The sequence below is a fragment of the Flavobacterium subsaxonicum WB 4.1-42 = DSM 21790 genome (assembly GCF_000422725.1).
GTDB lineage: Bacteria > Bacteroidota > Bacteroidia > Flavobacteriales > Flavobacteriaceae > Flavobacterium > Flavobacterium subsaxonicum.
On the sequence record NZ_KE383910.1, the window covers coordinates 251982 to 259045 of the forward strand.

Genomic DNA, 7064 nt, shown 5'->3' on the forward strand with positions numbered 1-7064 from the left:
TATCGTATTCTTAAAGTATATTATATGTTTTGAGCAAGTGCTTTTCTTTTGCGTACCTGGCTTTTGTAATAACTAATAAACAGCATTACAAATACAAATAGCAACAGCAACACCACAGGATAAATAATTTTATTGTTACCGTTTGTAATACCTTTTCTTTTAAAGTTTAAAACAGTGCCTTTTTCTTTAACAATACTTGTATAGTTTACCTTTTTAATATTGTTAAGGGCCTGTTGCGCAACAAGCTTGTTCTTGGTTTCTATAACATCGTTTAGCTGGCCGTCGTTATTAAAAGACACCATGTTGTTACCACCGTTTTTACGGTTAGAAAAACTGTTAAGAATACCGTCTATTTGTTTAATAAGCGTATCGTTGGCAGTAATTTCTACATCAAGGTTTTTAATATATTCTGCCTGTATTTGCTTGTAATACGCATCAGAATTTAAGTAGTTAAGTATAGGGTCTACAACATCCTGCTTAGTTACAATGCCCCTTGTGGTTATAACTATAACCTGGTTGTTGTAATTTTTACTGGTGGTTTGTTCTTCCAGCATTTTTTCCATCTCGCCATTTTCGGCAATAAGCTTAAAGAGGTCAAATTTTCTGCTGGCCACTTTTTCGTTGTCTACCTCATCTATAAATTCATAAATATCCACTATGGGTTCAAGGTCAAGCCCGGCTATCATTTCCGGCGACTTAAGGCCTATTTTGTTTAAAAATTCGGTATCGTGAGCCCTTATCTTAGAGTTTAGCTGCTGGATTTGGCCGTACAGGTAATCTACACTTTTAAAATTAGGGGTTACAAATACTTTTTGGTCGTAGGTTTGGTTTTCATCTTTCAGTGTACCAAGGGTAACGCCCACCGCTATAACTATTACAATGACTATAATATAGCGTTTAACAAAAAGAATGGCATCAAAAAAAGAATCGTTAACCTTAGAAAGGGATTTCTTTATTTTCTGACTTACATAAGACAGGTCAATCTCGTTACTCTGGTTTGCGTGGTTGTCCATAGTTTATTATTGGATATTAAATATTTGTTCTAAAATTTTTATGGTGATAAGGTACGTTGGCTTTACCCCCGTAGTGCCCAAACCGCCCGATGCCAGCGTACTGCCGGTTTCCAGCGGATTATCTGACGCGTAATACGCATAGCGCACCTTTACATTGGGGTTAATGCTTTTGCGTATTTTGGATGCCGACTGTATGGCCTTTTGGTAGTAGGCGCCTTCCATCTCAAGGCCTATAACGCCCCAGGTGCTTTGGTTAAAAAAGGTAAGCAGGTCGCGGTTTTGTAATGATGTGCCCAGTACCGTAACCATTGGTCCTTCAAAAACAGGTATGCCCTGCCCCTGCAGCATCTCCAGCGTAAGCTGGTTATCAAACGGATAATTATCGCCCGTGCCCTCGTTTATGTGGGCAGAGGGTATCATGATGTCGCCCTTGTTGCCTTCTAATATACCGGCCTTGCCCATTATAGAAACCGACTCTACGTTTAAAAATGTTTTGGTGCCTGCCTCTTTGTATGGCTTAAGCAGCTCGTCTATAGTCTCGTACGCCTGTTCGCCAAAAGCATAGTCCATAACTACAATTATCGGCTTTTTATTGCCAATTTGTGCGGTGGGGAATGCCGTTTGGGCAAAGTCGATCTTATCGGTATCAAAAATTTGCACGTCTATATTGGTGCCCGATGTATCTGGCATATACACCATGCCGTTTTTAAGTGCAGTTTCCTGCACCTTGTCGCGCATGGCCCCGTTGGTAGCCTTGCTTAGCTCTTCGAATATAAAAAAATCGGTCTTGTCTTTAAATTTGGCTTTTAAAAGCGGTGGTGCAAACAACGAGTTCATAACGCTGTGCATGTTGGCGCTAATAATGTGTATGGGGCGCTCTAACAGCCCGTTTTGCTTTAAAACGGCCTTTATATTGTCGGCCCATATTTCGCCGTGTATGTGGTGCCCTAACCGCTCCTGCAATATGGTGCTGAAGGTAACGGTGCGCTTAGGGCCGCCCATGCCCTCTTCTATAGCAAGTTTGCCCAGCCAGTAGATAATGTGCAAAAACCTGTCGGGCGCCGCTTTGCTGCCAAAAGCATCGTAAATATCGGTAATCTCGGCAAAGGTGCGTGCCAGTATATTAGATATGTGCGATATGGCCTGCTCGCGCTCCTCCAGCGTTAGCTTTTCCTGTGTGGCAATAATTTGCTCCAGTTTAAGCCAGTCGCGTGCAATTTCGCCGTTATCGTCTATTAAAACCCGGTTCTTTATTTTTTGCGATTCGATAAAAATAAAGGTAAGGTGGGTAAGTATGTCGTAAATATCGCTTCGCCCACGGGTAATTTCCACATTCATCTGCTCCTCGTCTATGCGGTAGCAGTTGCGCTTTCGCTTAGGCGGAACAATAGCCTTAAAATGCGATTTGGAATACCCTTCGTCTGACGTTAAATTGATGAACCTGCATTGCTCTATGCCCACAGGCAGGCGCTCTATAACATATAACAGTCCGTTAAGCTCGGCTTTTTCTTCGGCAATAGAGCCGTAAATTTCAGGCCGTAATGATAGCAATGCTTCGCGCAACGTATCGCCCGATACCCCCATGGGCTTATAGAACCCGCGGTTAAACAGGTGCCTCATGGTAATATACAGGCGCTCTATGGCGGCAGAAGATTCCTGCGCCCGCGACCGTGATATGTTCTTAATTCCCTGCATCATTCAATTTTGCGCAAATGTATGATTTATTTTTTAGTGAAGTTTAACGTTTGAAGCCCCGCATTTCATATTCTCCAATCATAGCCGATAATGCCGAAGCCTGATCTTGTGTAATCTTTCCCATTTGCTGATAGGGCACAATTACATCTACCGCAAACTCATGTTCTGCCCTGCCCTTTATCTTTCCGCGTTTAAATATGTTGGAAAGCCGGTCTACCCTTTCCGTGTAGCCTCTGTAGTATAGTCTCTTTTTTGTTTCATATTATATCTATGAATTATGCTGCCCGTGGCAGCACACCCTGCAAAGACGCAAAAAACACGCAGGGGTTGCTTTAAAAGGATGCTTATTTTAGGGCATCGGCAATTTTACGGTCGTTAGCCAGGCGGGGCAGCTTGTTTTGGCCACCCAGTTTGCCAATAGATTTCATGTATTCCTGAAAACCATTCTTGCTTACCTTAGTAATAACCAGCGTGCGCAGCACATTGCCCGCAATAAGATCGTCATAATACACATTTTGCTTGCGCATGGCGGCATCTATAGCAAGGGCAAAGGCGTCTATGTCTTCGGGTTCTTTTTCAAACTCTATAAACCATTCGTGGTAGGGCAACCCGGTGGCGGGGGTTATTTGTGGGGCAACGGTAAACTCATTTACCGTAACGTTGGTGCCGGCAACCGCCTCATTAAGGGCACTCTCTACCTCTTTGCCTATAACGTGCTCGCCAAAGGCCGATATGTAATGTTTTATCCTTCCGGTTACTACCACCCTGTACGGCGCTGTTGATGTAAAGGCAATAGTATCGCCAATATTGTAAGCCCACAGGCCGGCGTTGGTAGAGATGATGAGCGCGTAGTTTACACCTACCTCAACCTCGCCAATAGTGTAGCGGCGCGGATTCTCGGTAAAAAAATCATCAGCTTTTATAAATTCGTAAAAAATGCCGGCATTAAGCAGTAGCAGCATCCCTTTTTCGGTTTGCGAATCCTGGTAGGCAAAAAAACCTTCGGATGCGGGGAAAAGTTCTATACTGTCTACCCTGCGGCCAATAAGGCTTTCGAATTTGGCGCGGTAGGGCTCGTAGTTTACGCCACCGTATATAAACAGATTAAAATTTTTAAAAATATCGCCTACAGGCCTGCCCTCTTTTTGCTGTAGCTTTTCAAAATACATTTGCACCCAGCTTGGTATGCCCGATATTACCTGCATATCTTCATGGTACGTTTCTCCCACAATAGCGTCTACCTTAGTTTCCCAGTCTGCTATAATATTGGTCTCCCAGCTGGGCATGCGGTTTTTTTGCAGGTAGGCCGGTACAAAATGGGCTACAATGCCACTAAGGCGGCCAAATTTAATGCCGTGCTTTTCGTCGAGTTCGGGGCTGCCCTGTAAAAAAATCATCTTACCGTCTACAAACGCCGATTTACCCGTTTGGTAAATATAAGCCAGTATTGCGTTGCGCGCTGCCTCTATATGGTAGGGCATGCTCTCTTTAGTTAGCGGTATGTATTTGGCACCGCTTGTAGTGCCCGATGTTTTGGCAAAATACAGGGGCTTGCCCGGCCAAAGCACATCGGCCTCGCCATGCACAACGCGGTCTACATAGTTTTTAAGGCCCTCATAATCGCGTACGGGAACTTTAGCCGCAAAATCGGCGGGGGTGGTTATGCCCTCAAAGCCGTGGTCTTTGCCAAAATGGGTGTCTTTGGCAGCCGCCAGTAGTTTATTAAATACTTTTTGCTGCGTTGCCACAGGGTTTTGTGCCCATTTTTGGGTTTTACCGTGTATAACCGAAGCGAATATTTTTGCACCAAATGTTTTTAACGACATGGTTGGGGTGGGTTTAAGAATCTTTAAATCGTTTTTTAATGGCCATCTCAGTAGCCGCTATCATGTACACACAGCTGCTTAGCATAAGGCCCATGCCAATCGCGGTTTTGGTAACTTCCGGCATGGCGAACAAAAATCCTGTTAACGAAAAAAGCAGCATAACTACTGCTGCCGTTACCATTTTTTTGGCCGAATATTTTTGAGAGAAGTTCCAGCGGTCCTGAGATTTCATGGATGATGATGTGCGGTAGCCATACAGCCCGTTGATTTTGGAAGGTGGCGCAAAATACATAATGCCACCTACAATAAGAAATACACTGCCGCACAGGAACGGAACCTGCAAAACCAAATCTGTTATATTTTCCATATCCATAAATTAATTAAAATCAATAAACTGGGTTGGGTTTATAGGGTAGCCGTCTTTCCAGAGCTCAAAGTGCAGTTGCGACCCACCCGGCTGGCTTGAGCCTGCAAGGGCAATAACCTCGCCCGAGCGTACAATGTCTCCCTGCTCTTTGGTTAATGATGCCGCCTTTTTATATACCGATATAATACCATCGTTATGGCGAACAATAATCACGTTGCCGTTGGTAGGTGTCCAGTCGGCCAATACCACCGTACCGGCAGCAATAGCCTTAACGGGCGTGTTGTTGGCAATGGCAACCTCAACCGCAAAATGCCTTTTTGTAGCGCTATAAGGCTCTGTAATATGGCCCTGCACGGGGGCAAACAACACTACATTTACTTTTGGCTGAGCCTTTTCGAACAGGTTATATTTATCTTCCAGGGCCACCTCTTCGCGCAGTTTCAGGTCGGCCTCACTGGGTTTCATGTCTTCTTCGGTAAGTTCTTTTTGTTCCGATGGTTTAATGGAGTCGCGGCTTAGCTGGGTTTTATCGAGCTCGCCGGTAAGCACGCGCTTAACCGATGCGAGGTAGGCCGAGTTTTCTTCGATAACTTTAATAAGCGAGTCGGATTTTACAGCATTGGCCGTGGCCTCGCGCTTAAGTTTTGTAGAGGCATAGCCCGGAATATATTCTCTAAGGGGGGTAAAGGCAATAATGTAGGTAACAAGGGCTATCATTACAATGCTTATGGTGGTAATGCCCACAAAAACATTCATAAGGTTAAGCCTGAGCGAAAAGATCTCTTCAAATGTATCTTCGTTAAGTATTACCAGGCGGTTTTTGTTTAACAGCTTTTTCCTGATAATTTGCTTTTTAAGCCTCTTAGCGCACATAATAATGGTTTAATTGACAAATATACTAATCCTGCCCTATTTTCTTGTTTTCTTGTAAGTAAACCTTACCCAAAAATATGGGGCATGCAAATATTTTATTTTATTTAACGCAAACCATAATCAAATAATTGTCGTAAATAGTTTAACGAAATCATTTTATCTTTAACTTTGTCGAATAATTAAAACTTTGTTGTCATGGGAAAATTAGGTTTAACAGAAATACTTGTAATACTGGTAATTATTGTGTTGCTGTTTGGAGGAAAGAAAATCCCCGAGCTTATGAAAGGATTAGGCACCGGTATCAAGGAATTTAAAAACGCCGCCAAAGACGAGAACCAGCCTGCAACTTCTAAGAAAGCTGCGGAAGAAAATAAATTATAATATTTTTATTATAAATAAAAAAGAACCCCTTTAAGGTAATGCTTTAAAGGGGTTTTTGATGTGGTGTAAATTGTACCTGCCCCCTATTAAATGTTTAAACCTATGGATTTTAAAACCTTTAAAACCGAACGTTTACTGCTTAGGCCAACAGATGCCACAGATGCCGCTTTTATTTTAAAGCTGCTTAACACCCCCAAATGGATTCAGTTTGTGGGCGACAGGAAGGTTACCACCGTTGCCGAAGCCCGGGCCTACATTGCCAACCGCATGACCCCACAGCTTAATAGGCTGGGTTATGGTAACTACACTATGGTACGTAAAAGCGACGGCAAAAAAATAGGCACGTGCGGCCTGTATGACCGCGAAGGGCTTAGCGGTATTGATATTGGCTTTGCCCTGCTGCCCCAATTCGAAAAACAGGGCTATGCTTTTGAGGCCGTTAGCCAGCTTAAAGATGCTGCCGTAAACCTTTTTAATATGACCGAAATTAGCGGCATTACCACTAAAGATAATACGGCATCGCAAAATTTGCTGGTTAAAATCGGGCTGTCTTTCGAGAAGTTTATTACCATACCTAATGATGATGTAGAGCTGTGTTTGTACAGGTGGGTTTTGTAGGGGTGAATTTACTTCGTCCGTTCGGGCATAGCCCTCGGGTGGTTATTTGGCTTAGAATATACACTGTACCCGGTACTGTCATCACGAGCGGAGCTTGCGGAGCGTGGTGATCCCACTCGGAATAACGTAATTGATAATATGTGTGCTGCGTGTGGGATCGCTTCGTCGTGCCTCCCTCGCGATGACGGTACGTGAAAAAATAATATTTAGTTCATGCTCTCTATCCGTACTGTCATCACGAGCGTAGCTTGCGGAGTGTGGTGATCCCACTCGGGATACTAACAGTATGTG

7 protein-coding genes are annotated in these 7064 nt (G+C 43.7%); 2 read left to right on the forward strand and 5 right to left on the reverse strand.

Features of this window, described 5'->3' with window-relative positions:
- Positions 1–20: 20 nt before the first annotated feature.
- The 5 genes from G509_RS0117875 to G509_RS0117900 all read right to left on the reverse strand — a co-directional run bounded on the left by G509_RS0117875 (position 21) and on the right by G509_RS0117900 (position 5774).
- Positions 21–1013, reverse strand: a complete 993-nt coding sequence (locus G509_RS0117875) for a hypothetical protein (protein ID WP_026992789.1) — start codon at positions 1011–1013, stop codon at positions 21–23.
- A 6-nt stretch (positions 1014–1019) separates the two neighbouring features.
- Complete coding sequence (locus G509_RS0117880; protein ID WP_026992790.1) at positions 1020–2708, reverse strand: DUF6909 family protein; 1689 nt, start codon at positions 2706–2708, stop codon at positions 1020–1022.
- 344 nt (positions 2709–3052) lie between these two features.
- The gene (locus G509_RS0117890; protein ID WP_026992791.1) at positions 3053–4534 is read right to left on the reverse strand and encodes a GH3 auxin-responsive promoter family protein; all 1482 of its coding nucleotides are present in this window, start codon (positions 4532–4534) and stop codon (positions 3053–3055) included.
- Between the two features lie 13 nt (positions 4535–4547).
- Positions 4548–4901, reverse strand: a complete 354-nt coding sequence (locus G509_RS0117895; RefSeq protein ID WP_161627184.1) for an SdpI family protein — start codon at positions 4899–4901, stop codon at positions 4548–4550.
- A 9-nt stretch (positions 4902–4910) separates the two neighbouring features.
- Complete coding sequence (locus G509_RS0117900) at positions 4911–5774, reverse strand: M23 family metallopeptidase (protein ID WP_026992793.1); 864 nt, start codon at positions 5772–5774, stop codon at positions 4911–4913.
- A 195-nt stretch (positions 5775–5969) separates the two neighbouring features.
- Between G509_RS0117900 and tatA the strand changes: the two genes are divergently transcribed.
- Positions 5970–6155: a twin-arginine translocase TatA/TatE family subunit gene (gene tatA, locus G509_RS0117905; protein WP_026992794.1), complete on the forward strand. Its 186-nt coding sequence runs from the start codon at positions 5970–5972 to the stop codon at positions 6153–6155.
- A 102-nt stretch (positions 6156–6257) separates the two neighbouring features.
- The gene (locus G509_RS0117910) at positions 6258–6773 is read left to right on the forward strand and encodes a GNAT family N-acetyltransferase (RefSeq protein ID WP_026992795.1); all 516 of its coding nucleotides are present in this window, start codon (positions 6258–6260) and stop codon (positions 6771–6773) included.
- Positions 6774–7064: the final 291 nt, after the last annotated feature.

Bases quoted from the DNA above. Each gene is read 5' to 3' on its own strand.
- G509_RS0117890 (WP_026992791.1), bottom strand. From the start codon at position 4,534: ATGTCGTTAAAAACATTTGGTGCAAAAATATTCGCTTCGGTTATACAC.
- G509_RS0117880 (WP_026992790.1), bottom strand. From the start codon at position 2,708: ATGCAGGGAATTAAGAACATATCACGGTCGCGGGCGCAGGAATCTTCT.
- G509_RS0117895 (WP_161627184.1), bottom strand. From the start codon at position 4,901: ATGGAAAATATAACAGATTTGGTTTTGCAGGTTCCGTTCCTGTGCGGC.
- tatA (WP_026992794.1), top strand. From the start codon at position 5,970: ATGGGAAAATTAGGTTTAACAGAAATACTTGTAATACTGGTAATTATT.
- G509_RS0117900 (WP_026992793.1), bottom strand. From the start codon at position 5,774: ATGTGCGCTAAGAGGCTTAAAAAGCAAATTATCAGGAAAAAGCTGTTA.
- G509_RS0117875 (WP_026992789.1), bottom strand. From the start codon at position 1,013: ATGGACAACCACGCAAACCAGAGTAACGAGATTGACCTGTCTTATGTA.
- G509_RS0117910 (WP_026992795.1), top strand. From the start codon at position 6,258: ATGGATTTTAAAACCTTTAAAACCGAACGTTTACTGCTTAGGCCAACA.